Genomic DNA, 19,576 nt, shown 5'->3' on the forward strand with positions numbered 1-19,576 from the left:
GCAGACAGGGGGAAGGGACCCCCGGGTCAGACGTGTGCTCCGAGGGCCGTGGCGCGGGGTACGGACAGCCGGGGCGGACCGCGCCGGGAGAGGGTGTGCGCGAGGACGACCGTGGGCGGCCGGTGGGCGTCGCGCCGGGCCCGGCGGACCGGGCGGCGCGGGAGGTCGGGGACCCGCACGCGCGCGACGAGCAGGCGCAGGGGTGTGAAGGCGTACGCGAGGGCGGCTCGGGCGAGCGTGAGGAACGCGGCCTCGCCGTGGGCCAGCCAGAGGCCGCAGAGGAGTGCGGCGAGGAGGTGGGCGGCGAGCATGCCGGTGCTGGAGCTCATGTCCATGCCAGAGCTCATGTCCATGCCGCCGCCCATTTCCATGTTCATGTCCGCGGGCATGGTGGGGGCCGTCGGCATGGTGTGGTGCATGGCGTGCATGGCGTGCGTCCCAGTCGGCTCCCGCGGTGGCGTCGCCACCGGGTGGCCCGTGTCCCCCGCCCGTGACCCCGCCATCGAGAACATCAGATGCAGGGCCCCCTGGAGGGCGAACAGCGCGCCCGCGATCGTCGCCGCGCCCCGGCGCCGGCCCGCCGCCGCCCAGGCGACGACCGCCGTCACGGCGAAGGCGCCGAGGAGGGTGAGCGCCGGAAGCTGATGCGCAGACATGGACGAATGCCCCACGGCGGCCAATGTCACGCACACCACCGCGAACAGGGCGGCTCGCAACACGCGCAGAGGCGATCGGGCATTCGTCATCGCCCGTCATGGTGTCACCCCGCCCCACGCGGGACGAGACCCCCTCGGGAAGTGATGACGTTCCTCCCGCGGCGGAATCCTCCGGAAGCGAAAGTCCTGGTCCCGGGCGGTGCCGCCGGGCAGGCTCGGGACCATGAGACTTCTGGTGCTCGGTGGTACGGAGTTCGTGGGCCGCGCGGTCGTCGAGGCCGCGCTCGACCGGGGATGGGAGGTGACCGTCTTCCATCGCGGCCGGCACGCGCCCCCAGCGGGCGTCACCTCGCTGATCGGCGACCGCACGACCGGTCCCGACGGGCTCGCCGCGCTCGCCACGGGGTCCTGGGACGTCGTCGTGGACACCTGGTCGGCGGCGCCTTCGGCGGTGCGGGACGCGGCGCGGCTGCTCACGGACCGGGCCGGGCGGTACGCGTACGTGTCGAGCCGTTCGGTGTACGCGTGGCCCGCGGCCGCCGGGCTCGCGGAGGACGGCCCGCTGGTCGAAGGGTCGCCGGACGACGGTGACGTGCCGTACGCCGAGGCCAAGCGGGGTGGTGAGCTCGCCGCCACGGCGGCGTTCGGGGCGGACCGGACGCTGCTCGTCCGCGCGGGTCTGATCCTCGGCCCGTACGAGAACGTGGGCCGGCTCCCCTGGTGGCTCGGCCGGATCGCGCGCGGCGGCTCCGTGATCGCCCCCGGGCCCTCCTCGCTGCCGATCCAGTACGTCGACGCCCGCGACCTGGCCGAGTGGACGCTCGACGCGGTGTCCGCCGGGCTCTCGGGGCCGTACAACCTGATCTCGCCGCCCGGGCACACCACCATGGGCGAGCTGCTCCACGCCTGCGTACGGGCCACCGGCGCCGGCGCCGAACTGCGCTGGACCGCGCCCGAGGCGCTCGTCGCGGCCGGGGTGGCGCCCTGGTCGGAACTGCCGGTGTGGCTGCCGCCGGGCGAGACGTACGACGCGATCCACCGGGCCGACGTCTCCCGGGCCGTGGCGGCCGGGCTGCACTGCCGCCCCGTCGAGGAGACGGTCGCGGACACCTGGGCCTGGCTGGAATCGATCGGCGGGGTGGCGCCCCGGCGCCCCGACCGGCCGGAGGTCGGGCTCTCCCCCGAGCGGGAGGCGGAGGTGCGGGCGGCGCTGGGGACGGAGTGACGCTCCCCGAGGAGACGTCAGTCCTGAACCACCTCAAACTGCTCATATCCGGGTGATCCACTAACGTCGACTCGAACGCGCACGTACCGGAGGAGTCGACGCCATGCCCGCCATCCCCGCCACCTCCGTCGCCAACCTCCGCGATCTCGGCGGCCTGCCGCTCGGCGCCGGGCACTCCGTCCGCCCCGGCCTCGTCCTGCGGGCCGCCCAGCTCGACCGGCTGGACGCCGCCGAACCGGTCGTGGCCGGCCTCGGCATCCGTACCGTCGTCGACCTCCGTACCGAACACGAGCGCGCCGAACGGCCCGACCGGCTGCCCACCGGTGCCCGGCTGCTCGTCGCGGACGTCCTCGCCGACCACCTGGCCATCAGCGGACTGCCGCCCGCCGCCCGGCTGAAGGCGCTGCTGGCCGATCCGGCGCTCGCCGAGGAGCACCTCGGCGGGGGCCAGGTCCGCAAGGCCTTCGCCCGGACCTACCGGACCTTCGTCTCCGGCGAGGCCGCCCGCGCCGCCTACCGCGCGCTGCTCACCGAGCTGGGCGCGCCGGACGCGGGGCCGCTGCTGTTCCACTGCTCGGCGGGCAAGGACCGGACGGGATGGGCGGCGACGGTCGTCCTGACGCTGCTCGGTGCGGACGAGGCGACCGTGCGGGAGGAGTACCTGTCGGTCAACACGGCGGTACGGCAGGCGTTCGCGCCGATGATCGAGGGGTTCATCACCCAGGGCGGCGACCCCGACCTCGCGCTCGACCTCATCGGTGTCCTGCCGGAGTACCTGGACTCGGCGCTCGACGAGGTGGCAATCCGGCACGGGTCGATGGAGGCGTACGTACGGGACGGGCTCGGCGTCCCGGACTCGGTGACGGGGCGGATGCGGGAGCGGCTGACGGCGGGGGTGGGCTGAGCGGGGGCGGGGCGGGACCCGGCGGGCCGGGGTGACCATCGGAAGAATCGCTCGTTCTGCTGAACGTGAGCACCCAGGATCTCGTTCCCTCGCCCGTGGGCCCCGTTGACGTCGAGCAGGCCGAGGCCGCGCTCGTCGAGCGCTATCCGCGTCTCGTCCGCATCGCCTATCTCGTGCTGCCGCCGTCGCTCGGCCGCAACCGCCGGGTGCTGACCGCGCACGCGCTCGTCCAGCGTTCGCTGCCGCGCCGACGGGTGCCGGGGCCCGCCGTGCCGCAGCCGCGGGCGGCCGAGGACGCGGTCGATCCCGGTTACGCGTACGTACGGGGTGAGGTGCTGCGGCAGGCGCTCGTCGCGGGGCTGCCGCTGCGGCGCCTCGCGCTGCCGCGCCGGGCGCAGTTCCCGCCGCTGCTTCCGCACGTGTGGGGGCTGCGGCTGTTCCCCCGGGTGGGCGGGGCCGACGAACTCGCCCTGGACCAGCGGCTGTCCCGGCTCTCGGGGCCGGGCCGCGCGGCCTACGTCCTGCGCGGCCTGGAGCGCCAGGGCGACCCGGAGGTCCTGCGGGTGCTCGCCGCGGCGGGCGTGGAGGACCCGGAGTCGGCCCTGGCGGAGGCGGACGCGGTGGACGCGGTGGACGCCCCCGAGACCCGGCGCGCCCCCGGCACGCCTACCGACCACCCGGAGCGGGTCGGCGAACAGCCGGGCCCCGGCGACCGGGGCCCCACGCCCGGCCCGACCGGCACGGGGACCGCAACCGGGCCATCCGCCCTCGGCGCCGGCGCCGGCGCGGGCCGCCCCGGCGGCCACGGCACCGGCGGCGGTGCCGGCCGCCCGGCGGACGGCACCGGATCGGAAGGCGGCGAGGCCGAAGCCGGGCCTGGGGCCCGAGGCGGTGGGCGGACGGCGGCCGGGCCAGCCGCCGGTGGCGGCCCCGGTCGGCCGGGGGCCGGGGACCCGGCCGGGGTCGGCGGCGGTTGGCCGGAGGCCGGGCCGTCGGCCGGTGGCGGCGGTGGACGGTCAGGGGCCGGGGACCCGGCCGGGGTCGGCCGTGGGCGGCCGGGGGCCGGGCCAGCGGCCGGCGGCGGCGCCGGCCGGCCGGGGGCCGGGGACCCGGCCGGGGTCGGCCGCGGGCGGCCGGAGGCCGGGCCAACGGCCGGTGGCAGCGCCGGGCGGCCGGGAACCGGGGACCCGGCCGGGGTCGGCGGCTCGCGGGCCGGGGTGTTCGATCCGGGGCTGCGGCGTAGTGGGGTCGCCTTGCTCGAGTCGGATGAGTTTGATCCTTGTGCTCTGCAGGCGCGGCCCACCGATCTCGTGCGGCGGCGGCAGCACGTGCGGGCCGTGGTCGTCGGGGTCGTCGCGCTGCTCGTGTGCGGGGCGCTGCTCGGGCTGCCCGGGGACGGGTGGGGCAGAAACGGTGCTGCCGCGCCCTCGTACGCGCGTAACCCGGCCGCCGAGGCCGCTCTCGACCCCGCCGCGCTCAAGCGGGTGCCCCCGGCCGTCTGGCCGGTCTCCACCCGGCAGGACTTCTCCGTGTGGCCCGCGCGCGGCGGGCTCACCGGCGACCGCGCGCTGCTGCGGCGGGCGCTCGCCGTGTGGGCGCGGCCGGGGACGTCCGTGCACTCGTCCGCCACGCCCGGGACGCCCGTGGGCCCGCCGATGGGGCCGCCGCAGCTGCTCTTCGCCGGGGTGGTCGACGGGGCCCGGGTGGTGCTCCTGCACGACGGGCTGCGGGCCGTCCGGTACGCGGAGCCGGTCGAGGGGACGGCGGGCACGGCGCTGGACTTCGCGCGGACCGACGGGGCGGACACGGTCGGCTCGGCGGCCCTCGTCGTCTCCCGCGCGGCGGGCAACGTCCGCTACCTGACGGCCCCTTGGGTGAAGGAGACGGTGGTACGGGACCTCCTCGTACCCGGCAAGGCCCCGCTGCCGCTGCCCCGTGACGCCGCCGGGGTGACCGAGCCGATGACGAGCCCCGCCTTGGCGCAGGGCTGTACCCGCTGGAACACCCTTGAGGTGGTGGACGGTTCGGGGCGGCGGCTGCTCACCGATCTCGGCGAGCTGACCCCGGCGAGGCTGCTGTGGGGTCCGCCCGCCGCCCCGGCCGACGCCACGGGCGCGGAGGCCCGGGGGGCCTGGGCGCGGACCGCGTGCCAGTTGACGGCGGTGCGGGCGCACGGCGTCCGGTCCGTGAACGCCTGGCGGTTCGCCCGGCAGGCGCTGCCCGAGGGCGCGGGGCACGGCACCTGGCTGTGCACCCGCGCGGAGACCTGGCGGGGTACGGGGAGCCGGGTCCTCGCCCAGTTCCTGGTCCCGTCGCCCGCCGTGCCCGCCGCGCTGGCGGCCCGTTCGGAGGGTTCGCCCGCGTGCGGGGTGCGGGAGCCCCGGGTCCTGGCGGGCGTGCTGTGGCAGGCCCCGGGCGGCGGCTGGTACGTCCTCGCCGCGGGCAGTGCGGGGTTCACGGCCCTGGAGGTCTCGGGCGGGGTGAAGGGCCGGTCCGACGGTCCCGTGCTCGCGGTGCGGGCGGCGGCGGGGGCGCGCGCCGACCTGGGCGGGACCCTGGCGGACGGGACCAGGGTGGGCGCGCTGAGGTGAGCCCGGGCGGCGGCGAGGGGGCGGCGGGCGGTCGGCGGGCCCCCGCCGCCCGCCGCCCGCCGCGCTCGCCCGTCGTGGCGCCAAAAAGACGGTGCACAGGCCTGTTGTCACCGCCTTACCCCTCAGTACATTGACGCCATGTCTAATACGCAGCCTGCACCGGTGGCGTCGGAGCACGTCGAGCTCAAGGCCCGCAAGGTCTCCTTCGACTGGGAGGAGACCCCGCTCCACTGGGTGCCCGGCGATCCCTTCACCACGCACACCATCAACGTGCTGCACCTGCTGCTCCCGGCCGGCGAACGCTGGTTCGTGCACGTCTACCAGCAGGCGCTGCCGTACATCACCGACGACCGGCTGCGCGCGGACGTCATCGGCTTCATCGGCCAGGAGGCCATCCACTCCCAGGCCCACGACGACGTCCTGCCCCACCTCCGGGAGCAGGGCCTCGACCCCACCCCGTACACCGCGCAGGTCGACTGGTTCTTCGAGAAGCTCCTCGGCGACCGGACCCTGCCGCCGGGCCGGCCGCGCCGCTGGTGGCTGCTGGAGCGGGTCGCGCTGATCGCCGCGATCGAGCACTACACCGCCTTCCTCGGCAACTGGGTGCTCAACGCCGACGAGCTGGACCGGGTCGGCGCCGATCCGACCATGCTCGACCTGCTGCGCTGGCACGGCGCGGAGGAGGTCGAGCACCGCTCGGTCGCCTTCGAGCTGTTCATGCACCTCGACGGCGGCTACCGGCGCCGCGCCCGCACCTGGGCCCTCGCCTTCTCCGCGCTGGTCTTCCTCTGGCAGCGGGGCGTCCGCTTCTTCATGGAGAACGACCCGACGCTCCTCGAACGCAAGGCGTCGTTCGGCCAGTTCGTCCGCAAGGGCCGCCAGGGCGTGCTGCCCTCCACCCCGGACATGCTGCGCTCGATACCCCGCTACCTCAGCCGCGCCTACCACCCCTCCCAGGAGGGCGACACGGCGCAGGCGATGGCCTATCTGGCCTCCTCCCCCGGCGCCAACGGAGGCCGCTGATGCCCCGGTTCACCACCGTCGCCCTCGTCGCCGGGGCCGCGCTGCTGGTCCGCCGGGCCGTCCGCAGCCGGATGACCACGGCCCCGCTGTGGCCGATGCCCGCCCTCGACGAGCCCGTCTCCGGCTACGGCCGGGGCAGCACCGTCCCCCGCAAGGTCCGCGTCGCCTCGCGTACGACACCCGCCGAGGGGGTCGTCGAACTGCGCCTGGAGGGGCGCGGGTTGCCCGCCTGGCAGCCCGGCGCGCACATCGACCTCGTGCTGCCCTCCGGGCTCGTGCGGCAGTACTCGCTCTGCGGCGACCCGGCCGACCCCACCGCGTACACCGTCGCGACCCGGCTGATCGGGGCCGGGCAGGGCGGCCGGGGCGGCTCGCGCGAGGTCCACGAACAGCTCCACGAGGGCGTGGAGATCGAGATCCGGGGCCCGCGCAACCGCTTCCCGCTGGCCGAGGCCCCCGCGTACGTCTTCGTCGCCGGCGGCATCGGCGTCACCCCGGTCCTGCCGATGCTGCGGGCCGCCGAGGCCGCCGGGGCCGACTGGCGGCTGGTGTACTGCGGCCGGAGCCGGGCCACCATGCCGTATCTGGCGGAGATCGAGGCGCTCGGCCGGGCCGCCGACCGGGTGACCGTGGTCGCCGAGGACGAGTCGGGCCACCCCGACCTGGGGTTCCTCGCCGACGTGCCGGCCGAGACCCTCGTCTACTGCTGCGGCCCCGACGGGCTGATGGACGCCGTGGCGGCGGCGCTGCCGACGGGCCGGACCCCGCGCCTCGAACGCTTCTCGGCGGCGGCGACGACCGGCGGCACGGCCTTCGAGGTCGAACTGCGCCGCTCCGGGCGTACGGTGCGGGTGGCCGCCGACCAGTCGGTCCTCGCGGCGGTCCGCGAGGAGGTCCCGGGCCTGATGTACTCCTGCCGGCAGGGCTTCTGCGGAACCTGCCGGCAGCGGGTCCTGGAGGGCGAGGTCGACCACCGGGACGAGCTGCTCACCGAGGCCGAGCGGAGCGACTCGATGCTGATCTGCGTCTCGCGTTGCGCGGGGAAGCGGCTCGTCCTGGACCTGTGAGCGGCCTGGGCGCCGTGAGCGCTACGGCAGGACGAGCCAGTCGAGGGCGAGCGCGCCGAGGAGGCCCGCCACGAGCAGCCAGGTGCCGAGCCGCGTACGGCCGTTGCGGGACAGCTCGATCACGACCCCGCAGAGGATCATGGCGAGCCCGTAGACGCCGACGACCAGGACCGAGGTCCGGCTCGCGAGGCGGATCACCAGGACGACGGCCATCGCCACGAGCAGGACGGAGGCGACGGCGACCCGCAGCCGCCGCGCCTGCTTGGGCGTGAGCCCGTCCTGCTCGTCCAGCTCGTCCAGCTCGTCCTGCCCGGCCGGCCCGTCCCCCTCGTCGGCGGCCTCCGCAGCCTCGGCGGCGTCCGCGGCCCGCGCGGCCTCGGGGGTCTCTTCGCGTACGTCGTCGGCCTCTTCGGCCACAGGGGCCTCCGGGGCCTTGGTGGCCGGGGTGTCGCGGTCGGAAGCGCTCATGGGGCAGGAGCGTATCCGACCCCGTTAGGCTGTTCGTATGACGACCGGGGTGCGCCGCAGGATGGGCGTCGAGGAGCGCAAGCAGCAGCTGATCGGGGTGGCTCTCGAACTCTTCAGCCACCGCTCTCCCGACGAGGTCTCCATCGACGAGATCGCCGCGGCCGCGGGGATCTCGCGGCCGCTGGTCTACCACTACTTCCCCGGCAAGCAGAGCCTGTACGAAGCGGCGCTGCGACGGGCCGCCGACGAGTTGGCGGCCCGGTTCGTGGAGCCGCCGCAGGGGCCGCTCGGGGCGCGGCTGTTGCGGGTGATGGGCCGGTTCTTCGACTTCGTGGACGACCACGGGCCGGGTTTCGCGGCGCTGATGCGGGGCGGGCCCGCCGTGGGTTCGTCCACGACGAACGCGATGATCGACGAGGTGCGGCACGCCGCGTACGTGCAGATCCTCGCCCATCTCGGGGTCGCGGAGCCGTCCGCCCGGCTGGAGTTGGTCGTCCGTTCCTGGGTGTCGCTCGCCGAGTCGACGGCGCTGATCTGGCTGGACGGGCGCCGGGTGCCGCGCGCGGAGCTGGAGTTGCAGCTGGTGCACGACTTCGCGGCGCTGGCGGCGGTGAGTGCCGCGTACGACGCGGACATGGCGGAGATCCTGGTCGGGCTGCTCGCGGACGAGCCGGCCGACGGCCCCTTCGGGGACCTGGTGGCCCGGCTCGTCGCGCTGGTGCCCGTGGCCTCGCCGGAGGCGCCCTCCGTGCCCGGTCAGCGCTTGCGGTAGGACGGCTCGAGGTCCCGGATCTCGACGGACAGCCGTACGTTCTCCGGTGCCTTGAGGAACTCCGGCAGCAGGTCGAGGACGGCCTGGGAAAGGCGCGCCTTGAGCTCGTCGGCGCGGCCGGCCAGGAGCGCGATCTCGACGTGGACGAGGGCGTCCTCGGTCGTTCCGTCCCCGACGACCGTCTCCGCTGCCTCGCGGAACCGTGTCTTGCAGGCGTCGAGGGTGGTGTCGACCGTCTTCACGACGAGCGGGTGCAGGGCGAGCGCGAAGCCGCGCCGGTCGAGGGGCGCGGAGTGGTCGACGGTGATCTGCGGCATGGGTTCGCTCCCGGTGGTGAAGGCGTCTGGCCACACCCTTACGGTGATCTCCATGACGGCACAAGTGACCTTCCGGCAGGCGGACGAGCGGGACCTGGACCTGCTGGCGGGAATGTACGACGGCGCGGCCCGGTGGATGCTGCGGAACGGGATCGACCAGTGGAAGCCCGGCGGGAAGCCCGTCTCGCACTTCCGCGCCCGCGTCGCCGCCGGGGAGGTGTGGCTGGCCACTCGGGACGGTGCGGCCGTGGGGGCGTACGAACTGTGGTGGGAGGACGAGCAGGCGTGGGGGCCGCAGCCGCCGGTCGCCGGGTACGTGCACCGGCTGATGACCGACCGGGCGTCCGCGCCGAGCGGGACGGGGCGGGCGCTGCTCGCGCACGCGGAGGGGCGCATCGCGGCCGGGGGCCGGTCGGTGGCGCGGCTGGACTGTCTGTCGAACAATCCGCGGCTCCGTACGTACTACGAGGCCGCGGGGTACCGTGCCGTCGGCGAGGAGCCGGGGAAGCTCGCCGCCGACGGCACGACGTACGGGGTGGTCCTGATGGAACGGGCGCTCACCCCTCGGTAGGCGTCAGTTCGCCTTGAAGACCGCCACCGTCCGCGCCGGGACGGTGAAGGTGCCCGAACCGGCCTCGTACGAGGCCGACTTCACGACCGGGTCCGAGCCCGCCGCCTGCACCGGGTGCAGGGCGTAGGAGGAGCCGGCCAGGCCGGTGACCCGCTGGGCGGCGCTCCGCGGGCTCGCGTTGAGGACGACGACCAGGTCGCCCAGGCGCATCGTGATGACGCCGGGGGTCTCGTCGGTGCCCGAGAGCGGGAAGGTCAGGGCCTCCTGCACCTGCCCGGCCGTGGCCAGGGAGAAGACCGGCTCGGTGGTGCGGATCTTCTGCAGGTCGCGGTAGGCGGCCGAGGCGCCGTCGATCTGCGCGCAGCCGACCGTCAGGGCCGGGTTCACGAGCAGCGGCTTGCCGAAGCCCCACTTGGCCTTGTTGTCGGGGGCCGGGGGCAGTCCGCGGCCGAAGCCGTTGCCGTCGGCGCAGTCCCAGTGGATCGCGTTGAACCAGTCGCCACTGTCGTACGAGTTCCGGTCGAGGGACTTGGAGCGCAGCAGGTCCGAGCCCGCCTGGGAGAGCGCCGGGCCCTGCGAGAGGGTGGCGGTGGCCATGGCGAGGACCTGCATGCGGGCCCGGTCGGCGGCCGGCGTGCCCGCCGGGAGCTTGAAGGCGAGCGCGTCGTACAGGGACTCGTTGTCGTGGGCGTCGGCGTAGGCGAGGGCGTCGCCGGGGGCGGCGGCGTATCCGGCGGGGGCGCCGTTGTAGTCGACCTGGCTGCCCTTGACCGTACGGCCCGAGGTGTCGGTGAAGGTGTAGTCGGCGAGGTTGCCGGTGAGGCCGACCTTGATCAGGTCCTGGTAGTGGAGGAGCCGGGCCTTCTGCTGCTCCGGGGTGCCGTTGGCGGTGGAGGTGTTGGGGTCGGTGTAGAGGCCGGAGGCGAAGCCCTGGACGCCGGGGTCCTCGTCGAAGGGGCCGCCGCCGCGGACGGCGTCGCGGGCCCGGTCGGAGAAGGTGGCGATGCCGGTTCCGGCCATGTTCTTCTGGGTGGCCTGGACGAAGCGGGCGTCGTCGGCGATCTCGCCGAAGTTCCAGCCTTCGCCGTAGAGGATGATCGCCTTGCCGTCGACGCCGTCCTTCGCGACGGTGAGGGCGTCGAGGGCCTTGCGCACCGCGAGGATGTTCTCCTTCGGGTGGTGGCCCATGAGGTCGAAGCGGAAGCCGTCGACCTTGTACTCCTTGGCCCAGGTGACGATCGAGTCGACGACGAGCTTGCCCATCATCGCGTTCTCGGGCGCGGTGTTGGCGCAGCAGGTGGAGGTGGCGACGGTGCCGTCGGCCTGGAGCCGCTGGTAGTAGCTGGGCACGATCTTGTCGAGGACGGACTTGTCGGACTGTCCGGCGGCGACGGTGTGGTTGTAGACGACGTCCATGACGGTGCGCAGGCCGTCGCCGTTGAGGGCCTGGACCATCTGCCGGAACTCGACCGTGCGGCGGGTGCCTTCGGGGTCGGTGGCGTAGGAGCCCTCGGGGACGGTGTAGTGCAGCGGGTCGTAGCCCCAGTTGTAGGCGTCCTTGGCCGCGGCGGCGGCCACGCAGGCCTGCTGTTCCTCGGAGTCGGGGGCGTAGACCGACAGGTCGCAGGCGGGGGTGGTCTGCGCGGACTTCTTCTCGGGGATGGTGCCGATGTCGAAGGCCGGGAGGAGGTGGACGTAGGAGGTGCCCGAGGCGGCGAGCGCCTTCAGGTGCTGTGAGCCCTTGCTGTTCTTGTCGGTGAAGGCGAGGAAGGTGCCCCTGTGGGCTTCCTCGGCCGTCGGGTCGGCGATCGAGAAGTCGCGGACGTGGAGTTCCTGGATCTGGGCGTCGCGCAGCGGCACGGCGGCCGGCTTCTTCAGGGTCTTCCAGCCCTGCGGGGCGAGCTTCGGGTCGGCGAGGTCGACGGCGAGGCTGCGGGCGGAGTCGGTGGTGAGGGCGGTGGAGTAGGGGTCGGTGACCTTGTTGACCACGATCTTCTGGACGCTGGGCGCCCAGACCTTCACCACGTACCGGTACGGCTTGCCCGCCCAGCTGCGAGGGCCGGTGACGGACCAGACGCCGGAGGCGTCGTCGCGCCGCATGGGCACGGTCCTGCCGTCGAGTTCGAGGGCGACGGACCGCGCGGTGGGGGCCCACAGGGAGAGGCCGACCTTGCCGCCGCGGAAGACCGGGCCGAGGGCGGCGCCGGTCGCCTTCCTCGCGTACAGGTCGTCGAGGACGCCCGCGGTCTGGACGCCGGTGGCGGCGAGCAGGGCGCCGTTGGCGGCGCGCTGGGTGGCGATCAGCTGGCCGCGCAGGGAGTCGCGGACGCGGTCGGCGTCGCGCGGGTCGACGGTGAAGGCCGGGTAGTCCTTGAGGTGCGGGAACTTCGCCTTCTGGGCGTCGCTCAGAGAAGAGGGGGCGAGCCGGATCCACTGGCCCTCGGTGTTCAGGGCGCCGTCGGTGACGGTGATCCCGCCGTCCTCGGCGTACACCAGCTGCTGGCTGGTGGCCTCGGTGGCCTTGACCTTCCAGACGACGGTGGTCCGGTCGATCCACTGGGCCTCGGCCTTGCCGAGGTCGAGGTTCGGGGCGCCGCCGACGGTCGGGAGGAGGTACTTGGGCTGTCCGGAGAGGGCCCAGATCTCGTGGCCGTAGGTGGCGAGGTCGAGGGACTGGTCGGTGGGCAGGTCCTTCTCGTCGCCCTTGTGGAGGATGTACGAGAGGGAGGTCGCGCCCTCGGTGAGCGGGACCTCGTAGACGGCGCCGTAGGCGTCGATCCGGGTCGGCATGAGGGGCTTGGACCAGTCGGTGGGCTGGGCGGCGCCGGTCCAGGTGTGGAGGCCCCAGCCGTCGTAGTTCCCGTCGGGCCGCTGGTAGTGGAGGACGGCCTTGGTCTTGTCCGGGGTGGCGGGGGCCGGGTTGGTGTCGGACTGGCCGTCCTGGCCCTGGGTGATCCAGACCTCGCCGGTGCGGCCGAGGTTGACGCTGCGCTGCGGGCCGTCGGCGGCGCCCGCCTTCTCGACGGTGTACGTGACGGTGGAGGCCCCTTCGGGGACCTTGACCCAGGCGAAGGCGCCGTGGGCGTCGCGGCCGGTGAAGGCGACCTCCTGGCCCGCGGCCTTCAGGGTCCAGCCGTCGTAGTTCCCGTCCTCGCGCCGGTAGTGGACGACGGCGTACGGGCGCTCGACGGCCACCGGCTTCTCGGGCGCGGGGGTCTGTCCCGCGGTGCTCGCGGCGGTGGCGCTCGCGGTGCGGCCCGCGCTGTCGACGACGACGGCCTTGTAGCGCAGGGCGGTGCCGGCGGGCGCGGTGACGTGCTGGGTGACCTTGTAGGGGGCGTGGTCGGCGGTGCCGAGGGTCTGCCAGCGGCCGTTGCCGGTCTGGGCGGCGAAGACGACGCGGTTGAGGCCGCCGCCGCTGACGTCGGCGGTGAGTTCGACGGTGCCGGTGGCTCCGGCGGCGGGGGCCTTGAGGCTGACGGAGGGCTTCACGGCGGGTGCCGGGAGGGGTCCGGTGGCCTTGAGGACCAGGGAGGAGAGGGCGGGGACGGTGACGGTGACCTTGCCGCCGTTCGCCGCGACCGTGCCCTGACCTCCGTACAGCACACGGAAGTTGGTCGAGTCGACGGGGACGGTGACGGTCTTCGCGGTGGTGGCGCTGTTGGTGGCGACGAGGTGTTCGGTCCGCGTCTTCGGGTCCGTACGGGAGAAGGCGTAGACGGAGCCCTCGGCGTACCGTTCCTGCTGGACGCCGTCGCGGAGCGCGGGGTTGTCGCGGGTCAGCTTGGAGAGGGCGGCGACGGACCGGTACACCGGGTGCGTGGGGTCGTACGCGTCGGTGGCGTGGGTGCGGTCGGTGCCCAGCTGGTCGTCGTCGAGGTAGTCGGCGGTCTTGGAGGCGAAGAGGGTCTGGCGGGCGTCCTTGTCGCCGCCGGGGCCGGTGAAGCCCTGCTCGTCGCCGTAGTAGATCACCGGGTTGCCACGGGAGAGGAACATCAGCTCGTTGGCGAGGGTGACGCGGCGGACGAGTTCGGCGTCGGAGGCGCCCGGGTTGTCCTGCTTGAGGAAGGCGCCGATGCGGCCCATGTCGTGGTTGCCGAGGAAGGTCACCTGCTCGTAGGCGTTGGCCTTGTCGGTGGTGTACCGGTAGTCCTCGGCGAAGACCTTGGCGAGGCGGTCGGCTCCGGCGCCCTGGGAGGCGAAGGCGCGGGCGGCGTCCTGGAAGGGGAAGTCGAGGGTGGCGTCGAGCCGGCCCCGGGTGACGTACGGGGAGGTGACGGCGGTGTCGGCGGAGTAGACCTCGCCGAACATGAAGAAGTCCTCGCGGCCCTGCTTCTCGGCATAGGCGTCGAGGGCGGTGGCCCACTGGGTCCAGAAGTCGAGGTCGACGTGTTTGACGGTGTCGATGCGGAAGCCGTCGATCTTGAAGTCGCGGACCCACTTCTCGTAGATCCTCTTCATGCCCTCGACGACCTCGGGGCGCTCGGTCCACAGGTCGTCGAGGCCGACGAAGTCGCCGTACTCGGCGGACTCGCCGGCCCAGGTGGAGTCGCCCCGGTTGTGGTACATCGTGGGGTCGTTGAGCCAGGCTGGGACCTTCCCGCCGGTCGTCGTCGGCGTGTACGGGAAGGAGTCCGCGTCCACCCTGCCGACGCCGTCGCGGTCGTCGAAGGGACGGCCCGAGGCGTCGAGGTACGGGTAGGCGCCCTTGGGGCGGTAGCCGTACTTCTTCTCGGCGTAGTCGACGGTGTCGGCGGTGTGGTTGGTGATGACGTCGAAGAAGACCTTCATGCCCTTGCGATGGGCGGCGGCGATCAGCTTCGTCAGGTCCTCGTTGGTCCCGAAGTGCGGGTCGACCTGGGTGAAGTCGGTGATCCAGTAGCCGTGGTAGCCGGCGGAGGCGTCCTTGCCCTCGCCCTGCACGGGCCGGTTCTTGAAGATCGGCGCCATCCAGATGGCGGTGGTGCCGAGGCCCTTGATGTAGTCGAGGCGCTCCGTGAGGCCCTTGAGGTCGCCGCCCTGGTAGAAGCCCTTGTCCGTGGGGTCGAAGCCGGTCTGGGTACGGCTGCCGGTGAGGCCGCCCCGGTCGTTGGAGGTGTCGCCGTTGGCGAACCGGTCGGGCAGGACGAAGTAGAACTGCTCGCGGGTGAGGTCCTGGCGGGCGGGCTCGGCCGCCAGCGCCCGGTCGGAGGGCGGGGCGGGGGGCCTGGGCGCGGCGGCCGCCGGGACGGCGGGCACGAGGGCGGCGCACAGGGCGGCGGCCAGTGCGACCGCCGTTCTCTTGCGTGTCACGGGGGTGCTCCCTGGAGGAGGGACGGGGGTACGGGTGGGAGGGCCGCCCCGGTGGGGCGGCCCTGTCAGGTGCGGGAGGTCAGCTGCGGAAGGTGTCGTTCAGGACGATGCGCCCGGAGGCGGGGACGGTCGCGGTGCGGTTGGCGCCGGACTCCCAGGTGACGTTTCCGGCGGCGTCCTTGCGGAGGTACTTGTACTCGAAGGCGGTTCCGGCGGGCAGGCCGACGGTCAGCTTCCAGACGGGGTACGTCGCGGGGTCGAGCTTGAGGGCGGCGGCCGGGGACCAGTTGCCGAGCTCGGCGCGGTTGCCGGTGACGTAGATGTCCTGACCGACCACGGTGGTGGCGGTGGCGTTGAAGGACGCGCCCGGGGTGGCGGGCGGGGTCGTCGGCGGTGGCGTGGTCGTGCCGGAGCCGCAGTTCATCGCGCCGACGTGCAGGGCGAGGGCGGTGTGGGCGCCGAGGGTGGCGGTGAACTGGCCGGAGCCGTTCACCGTCACGGGGGTGTTCGACTGGACGTCGCAGTAGGTGCCGGCGGGCAGCGAGGTCTGGTAGGTGCGGGTGAGCGCCGAGGTCTCGTGGTTGATGGCCACGTACGCCTTGGAGCCGCGGCCGAAAGCGATCGCGTTGTTGCCGTTGTCCCACCAGCCGGTGACGGCCTGGCCGCGCGCGGTGTTGCGGAAGGCGACCATGGAGGAGATCTCGCGCCAGGCGTGCTGGCACTTCCAGCCGTCGGTGTAGCAGGCGTTGACCTGTCCGCCGCTCGGCGGGCCGGCGTCCTTGTCGGTCCACTCGTAGCCGGAGTGGACGTCCGGGGAGCCGTAGGGCCAGGCGAGCATGAAGACGGAGGCGAGGGTGTAGTTCGCGCCGTCCTTGTAGCTGAGGGTGTCGCCGCCGCGCTCGGTGTCGTGGTTGTCGACGAAGACGCCGGACTGGGCGGAGGGCATGTACCCCCAGGCCTCGCCGAAGTTCTTGAGGTAGGCGAGCTTCTCGTTCTGCAGGACGCGCTTGAGGTCGCGGGCGTAGCGGAACTCCTGGACGTCGCCGTTGCCGAGGTACTCGCTCGGGGAGACGGCCTCGCCCGCGCCGAAGATGGCCTCCTGCTTCCAGTACGCGCCGGGGTTGCTGAGCCGCGCCTTGATGGCGGCGAGGTCGGCGGCCGGCATGTGCTTGGCGGCGTCGACGCGGAAGCCGTCGACGCCGAGGGAGAGCAGGTCGTTGAGGTAGCCGGCTATCTTCCCGCGGACGTGGTCCTCGCCGGTGTCGAGGTCGGGGAGCTGGACCAGTTCGCAGTTCTGGACGTTGCCCCGGTCCTGGTAGGTGGAGATCGTCGCGCGGCAGTCGTCCATGTCGGCGCCGGAGTAGAGGCCCGGGTAGTCGTACTTGGAGAACGGGGTCCCGCCCGTTCCCGTGCCGGAGCCGTTCGCCATGTGGTTGATGACGGAGTCGGCGACGACCTTGACGCCGGCCGCGTGGCAGGTGTCGATCATCTTCTTGAAGGCGGTGCGGTCACCGAGGCGTCCGGCGATCTTGTAGCTGACCGGCTGGTAGGAGGTCCACCACTGGCCGCCCTGGAGGTGTTCCTGGGGCGGGGAGACCTGGACGTATCCGTATCCGGCGGGGCCGAGGCGGTCGGTGCACTCGCGGGCGACGGAGGCGAAGTTCCATTCGAACATCACCGCGGTGACGTCCTTCTCCCCGGGCGGTGTGGCCTGCGCCGCCGTGTTTCCCGTGACGGCCACGGCGGCGGCTCCCGCCACGAGGGCGAGTGCGGCGGCCACGGACTTCCTTGCCATGTTTCCTCCTGTACGACGTCCCTGTCGCAAGAGCGGCTCGCAAGAAGTTGCCGAAAAGTTCAGCAACTGTTTTCAGCCGCGACGCTAGGGGCGTACAGGCGTGCGGTCAAGGGTTCGCGCGCCGCAATGCAACGCGTTACGCAAGGAGTTGCGGCGGCTGCGCCGTCGAGCCGCGCACCACCAGCTCCGGCTGGAACACGAACTCCGTGCGCTGCACCGGATTGCCCTCGATCTCCTCCAGGAGCGCGCCGACGGCCGCCGTCGCCATGGCCTGGACGGGCTGGCGCACGGTGGACAGCGGCGGGCTGGTGAAGGCGATCAGCGGCGAGTCGTCGAAGCCGACGACGGAGACGTCCCCGGGCACGTCGAGGCCACGGGCCCGGACGGCGCGGATCACGCCGAGCGCCATCAGGTCGGAGCCGCAGACGATGCCGGTGCAGCCCTCGCGGAGCAGGATGTCGGCGGCCGCGTGGCCGCCCTCGACGCCGAAGAGCGTGGGCCTGATGAACCGTTCGGCGTCCGCGCGCTCGATGCCGAGGAGCTCGTACAGCTCGGCGGTGAAACCCTCGGCCTTGCGGCGCGAGGGCACGTAGCGGGTCGGGCCGATGGCGAGGCCGATGCGCTCGTGCCCCAGCTCGACCAGGTGCCGGACGGCCATCCGGGCCGCCGCCCGGTCGTCCGGGGAGACGAAGTTGGCGTCGATGTGCTCGTTGTAGCCGTTGATGAGGACGTACGGCACGCCCCGGGCGGTCAGCCGGGCGTAGCGGGCCGGGTCGGCGGAGGCGTCCGCGTGCAGGCCGGAGAGGAAGACGATGCCGGCCACCCCGCGCTCCACCAGCTGCTCGACGAGCTCGTCCTCGGTGGCGCCGCCGGGCATCTGGGTGCAGAGCACCGGGGTGTAGCCGTGCCCGGCCAGGACCTGTTCGACGACCTGCGCGAAGGCCGGGAAGATCGGGTTGGTCAGCTCGGGCACGACGAGCCCGACGAGACCCGCGCTGCGGCGTTTCAGCCGTACCGGACGCTCGTAGCCCAGCACGTCCAGCGCGGCGAGCACCTTGTGCCGGGTCGCCCCGGCCACCCCCGCCTTGCCGTTGAGGACCCGGCTGACGGTGGCCTCGCTCACCCCGGACTGGGCCGCGATGTCCGCGAGCCGCGGCGCGCCGTTCCCGGCGCCCCGCGGCAGGGGGATCGTCACACCGCCCACCAGGCGGTGGTGTCGGCGGGCAGAACGGCTTCGTCGTCGACGATCGAGATCTCCTCGTTGGAGAGAAGGAACCGGCCGGGCAGCGGGACGGAGATGGCCCGGCCGGTGGTGTTGGCGACGCAGGCGAAGCCGTCGCGGCGGAAGGAGAGCACACCCTCGGGTGCCTCCAGCCACTCGACGGTCTCGCCCGCGCCGAGTCCGGGCTGCGCGCGCCGCACGGCGAGCGCGCTGCGGTACAGCTCCAGGGTGGAGCCGGGGTCGCCGGTCTGCGCCTCGACGCTCAGGGCTCCCCAGGTGGCGGGCTGCGGCAGCCAGGAGCCGCCGGCGCCGAAGCCGTACGAGCCGCCCTCGACGGTCCACGGGATCGGCACCCGGCAGCCGTCGCGGAAGCCGTCCTGGCCGGACGCCCGCCAGAACGACGGGTCCTGGCGGACCTCGTCGGGCAGGTCGGTGACGTCGGGCAGGCCGAGCTCCTCGCCCTGGTAGACGTAGGCCGAGCCGGGCAGGGCCAGCATCAGCAGGGTGGCGGCGCGGGCGCGGCGCAGGCCGAGTTCGCGGTCGCCGGGCTCGCGGAGCTGGGTGCCGAGGCCCGCCGGGTTGGCGAAGCGGGTGGCGTGCCGGGTGACGTCGTGGTTGGACAGCACCCAGGTGGTGGGGGCGCCGACCGGGCGCATCGCCGCCAGCGAGTCGTCGATGACGCGGCGCAGCTCGGCGGCGTCCCAGTGGGTGCCCAGGTACTGGAAGTTGAAGGCCTGGTGCATCTCGTCGGGGCGCACGTAGTGGGCGGTGCGCTCGACGGTCGGGGTCCAGGCCTCGGCGACGAGGATGCGCTCCCCGTCGTACTCGGCGAGGATCTGCCGCCAGGAGCGGTAGATCTCGTGGACGCCGTCCTGGTCGAAGAAGGGCATGACGTCGTTGCCGAGCAGCTTCAGCTGGTCGTGGGCGCCGAGGTCGGGCAGGCCGGCGGCCTTGACCAGGCCGTGGGCGACGTCGACGCGGAAGCCGTCGACGCCCATGTCGAGCCAGAAGCGCAGGATGGAGCGGAACTCGTCGCGTACGGCGGGGTGTTCCCAGTTGAAGTCGGGCTGCTCGGGGGCGAAGAGGTGGAGGTACCAGTCGCCGGGGGTGCCGTCCGGGTTCTCGGTGCGGGTCCAGGCGGGGCCGCCGAAGATGGACTCCCAGTCGTTGGGCGGGAGTTCGCCGTTCTCGCCCTTGCCGGGGCGGAAGTGGTAGCGCTCGCGGAGCACCGAGCCGGGGCCCTCGCGCAGCGCGCGCTGGAACCACTCGTGCTGGTCGGAGGAGTGGTTGGGGACCAGGTCGACGATGATGCGCAGGCCCAGTTCGTGGGCGTCGCGGATCACGGCGTCGGCGTCGAGCAGCGAGCCGAACATGGGGTCGATGGCCCGGTAGTCGGCGACGTCGTAGCCGGCGTCGGCCTGCGGGGAGGCGTAGAACGGGGAGAGCCAGACGGCGTCGACGCCGAGGTCCTTGAGGTACGGCAGCCGGCTGCGGATCCCCTCCAGGTCGCCCATGCCGTCGCCGTTGCCGTCGGCGAAGCTGCGCGGGTAGACCTGGTAGATCACCGCGTCTCTCCACCAGCCCGTGTGCGTGCCGGTGGTCGGGGCGTCGGCCGGGGTGGCGAGATGCTGGGTCATGTCTTCCCTGGGAGGTAAGGAGGTGCGTACAGGGTT

The 19,576-nt window shown here is 73.6% G+C and carries 14 protein-coding genes; 7 read left to right on the top strand and 7 right to left on the bottom strand.

The genetic code is table 11. From position 1 onward, the window contains the following. Positions 1-26: 26 nt before the first annotated feature. Positions 27-656, bottom strand: coding sequence for a hypothetical protein (locus tag DEJ43_RS37355; RefSeq protein WP_158506250.1), 630 nt, complete (start codon positions 654-656; stop codon positions 27-29). A gap of 223 nt (positions 657-879) precedes the next feature. Here DEJ43_RS37355 and DEJ43_RS09300 point away from each other — a divergent pair, with 223 nt between their 5' ends. From DEJ43_RS09300 to DEJ43_RS09325, 5 genes are all read left to right on the top strand, one after another. Further along, positions 880-1,881 carry an NAD-dependent epimerase/dehydratase family protein gene (locus DEJ43_RS09300; RefSeq protein WP_071892419.1) on the top strand — a complete coding sequence of 334 codons (1,002 nt, stop codon included), beginning with the start codon at positions 880-882 and terminating at the stop codon, positions 1,879-1,881. A 103-nt stretch (positions 1,882-1,984) separates the two neighbouring features. Further along, positions 1,985-2,785 carry a tyrosine-protein phosphatase gene (locus DEJ43_RS09305; protein ID WP_015033085.1) on the top strand — a complete coding sequence of 267 codons (801 nt, stop codon included), beginning with the start codon at positions 1,985-1,987 and terminating at the stop codon, positions 2,783-2,785. A 65-nt stretch (positions 2,786-2,850) separates the two neighbouring features. Next, entirely contained in the window at positions 2,851-5,376 is a 2,526-nt protein-coding gene (locus DEJ43_RS09315) for a hypothetical protein (protein ID WP_015033086.1), read from the top strand. Between the two features lie 138 nt (positions 5,377-5,514). Beyond that, positions 5,515-6,399 (top strand): metal-dependent hydrolase, encoded by an 885-nt coding sequence (locus tag DEJ43_RS09320; protein ID WP_015033087.1) that lies wholly within the window; start codon positions 5,515-5,517, stop codon positions 6,397-6,399. Then, positions 6,399-7,466 carry a PDR/VanB family oxidoreductase gene (locus tag DEJ43_RS09325; RefSeq protein ID WP_015033088.1) on the top strand — a complete coding sequence of 356 codons (1,068 nt, stop codon included), beginning with the start codon at positions 6,399-6,401 and terminating at the stop codon, positions 7,464-7,466. Before DEJ43_RS09320 ends, DEJ43_RS09325 begins: the two co-directional genes overlap by 1 nt. Before the next feature lie 21 nt (positions 7,467-7,487). Here the strand turns inward: DEJ43_RS09325 and DEJ43_RS37360 are convergent, their stop codons facing one another. Then, positions 7,488-7,934 carry a hypothetical protein gene (locus DEJ43_RS37360; RefSeq protein ID WP_015033089.1) on the bottom strand — a complete coding sequence of 149 codons (447 nt, stop codon included), beginning with the start codon at positions 7,932-7,934 and terminating at the stop codon, positions 7,488-7,490. A 37-nt stretch (positions 7,935-7,971) separates the two neighbouring features. On the opposite strand from DEJ43_RS37360, the gene DEJ43_RS09335 reads away from it, so the two are divergent. Beyond that, on the top strand, positions 7,972-8,706 hold the full coding sequence (locus DEJ43_RS09335; protein WP_015033090.1) for a TetR/AcrR family transcriptional regulator: 735 nt from the start codon (positions 7,972-7,974) through the stop codon (positions 8,704-8,706). Here DEJ43_RS09335 and DEJ43_RS09340 read toward each other — a convergent pair. Beyond that, positions 8,691-9,023 carry a 5-carboxymethyl-2-hydroxymuconate Delta-isomerase gene (locus DEJ43_RS09340; protein WP_015033091.1) on the bottom strand — a complete coding sequence of 111 codons (333 nt, stop codon included), beginning with the start codon at positions 9,021-9,023 and terminating at the stop codon, positions 8,691-8,693. The genes DEJ43_RS09335 and DEJ43_RS09340 overlap by 16 nt on opposite strands. Before the next feature lie 52 nt (positions 9,024-9,075). Between DEJ43_RS09340 and DEJ43_RS09345 the strand changes: the two genes are divergently transcribed. Continuing rightward, a complete protein-coding gene (locus DEJ43_RS09345) occupies positions 9,076-9,594 on the top strand; it encodes a GNAT family N-acetyltransferase (protein WP_015033092.1) in 519 nt (172 codons plus the stop codon). Positions 9,595-9,597: 3 nt separating this feature from the next. Here DEJ43_RS09345 and pulA read toward each other — a convergent pair whose 3' ends face one another. The 4 genes from pulA to DEJ43_RS09365 all read right to left on the bottom strand — a co-directional run bounded on the left by pulA (position 9,598) and on the right by DEJ43_RS09365 (position 19,540). Then, positions 9,598-14,886 carry a pullulanase-type alpha-1,6-glucosidase gene (gene pulA, locus DEJ43_RS09350; RefSeq protein ID WP_015033093.1) on the bottom strand — a complete coding sequence of 1,763 codons (5,289 nt, stop codon included), beginning with the start codon at positions 14,884-14,886 and terminating at the stop codon, positions 9,598-9,600. Positions 14,887-14,965: 79 nt separating this feature from the next. Continuing rightward, positions 14,966-16,681, bottom strand: a complete 1,716-nt coding sequence (locus tag DEJ43_RS09355) for a carbohydrate-binding module family 20 domain-containing protein (protein WP_015033094.1) — start codon at positions 16,679-16,681, stop codon at positions 14,966-14,968. A gap of 136 nt (positions 16,682-16,817) precedes the next feature. Further along, a complete protein-coding gene (locus DEJ43_RS09360; protein WP_078508631.1) occupies positions 16,818-17,885 on the bottom strand; it encodes a LacI family DNA-binding transcriptional regulator in 1,068 nt (355 codons plus the stop codon). Then, positions 17,873-19,540, bottom strand: coding sequence for a glycoside hydrolase family 13 protein (locus DEJ43_RS09365; RefSeq protein WP_015033096.1), 1,668 nt, complete (start codon positions 19,538-19,540; stop codon positions 17,873-17,875). The genes DEJ43_RS09360 and DEJ43_RS09365 overlap by 13 nt, the downstream gene beginning before the upstream one ends. Between the last annotated feature and the right edge of the window lie 36 nt (positions 19,541-19,576).

The sequence above is a fragment of the Streptomyces venezuelae ATCC 10712 genome, from assembly GCF_008639165.1.
Lineage (GTDB): Bacteria > Actinomycetota > Actinomycetes > Streptomycetales > Streptomycetaceae > Streptomyces > Streptomyces venezuelae.

Coding starts and splice junctions, on each gene's coding strand:
- DEJ43_RS37355 (WP_158506250.1), bottom strand. CDS start 656: ATGTCTGCGCATCAGCTTCCGGCGCTCACCCTCCTCGGCGCCTTCGCC.
- DEJ43_RS09300 (WP_071892419.1), top strand. CDS start 880: ATGAGACTTCTGGTGCTCGGTGGTACGGAGTTCGTGGGCCGCGCGGTC.
- DEJ43_RS09305 (WP_015033085.1), top strand. CDS start 1,985: ATGCCCGCCATCCCCGCCACCTCCGTCGCCAACCTCCGCGATCTCGGC.
- DEJ43_RS09320 (WP_015033087.1), top strand. CDS start 5,515: ATGTCTAATACGCAGCCTGCACCGGTGGCGTCGGAGCACGTCGAGCTC.
- DEJ43_RS09325 (WP_015033088.1), top strand. CDS start 6,399: ATGCCCCGGTTCACCACCGTCGCCCTCGTCGCCGGGGCCGCGCTGCTG.
- DEJ43_RS37360 (WP_015033089.1), bottom strand. CDS start 7,934: ATGAGCGCTTCCGACCGCGACACCCCGGCCACCAAGGCCCCGGAGGCC.
- DEJ43_RS09335 (WP_015033090.1), top strand. CDS start 7,972: ATGACGACCGGGGTGCGCCGCAGGATGGGCGTCGAGGAGCGCAAGCAG.
- DEJ43_RS09340 (WP_015033091.1), bottom strand. CDS start 9,023: ATGCCGCAGATCACCGTCGACCACTCCGCGCCCCTCGACCGGCGCGGC.
- DEJ43_RS09345 (WP_015033092.1), top strand. CDS start 9,076: ATGACGGCACAAGTGACCTTCCGGCAGGCGGACGAGCGGGACCTGGAC.
- DEJ43_RS09355 (WP_015033094.1), bottom strand. CDS start 16,681: ATGGCAAGGAAGTCCGTGGCCGCCGCACTCGCCCTCGTGGCGGGAGCC.
- DEJ43_RS09365 (WP_015033096.1), bottom strand. CDS start 19,540: ATGACCCAGCATCTCGCCACCCCGGCCGACGCCCCGACCACCGGCACG.